The sequence below is a fragment of the Paenibacillus sp. F024 genome (genome assembly GCF_057814255.1).
The window spans coordinates 1-255 of sequence record NZ_JBVASZ010000195.1; the positions used below are offsets into that span (position 1 = coordinate 1).

1 rRNA gene is annotated in these 255 nt (G+C 43.1%); it reads left to right on the top strand.

The features are described 5' to 3' along the window. Positions 1–151 precede the first annotated feature (151 nt). Positions 152–255: ribosomal RNA gene (locus ACZYR9_RS27950) — 23S ribosomal RNA — on the top strand; the annotation flags it as partial.

The following is a 255-nucleotide window of genomic DNA, read 5'->3' on the forward strand; positions in this document are numbered from 1 at the left end:
TGTTCAGTTTTGAAAGGTGCAATGCCTTTCAAGCTGTTTGTTCCTTGAAAACTGGATATCGAAACAAAGCAATAAATGCTGAATCATCCTTAGATCTTTTGATCTTGATTACGTGGAGTTATATGTTCTTTGAAATGTATAACGAAGCATTGGTTAAGCTAATAAGAGCACACGGAGGATGCCTAGGCACCAGGAGCCGATGAAGGACGTGGCGAACGACGAAATGCCTCGGGGAGCCGTAAGCAGGCTTTGATC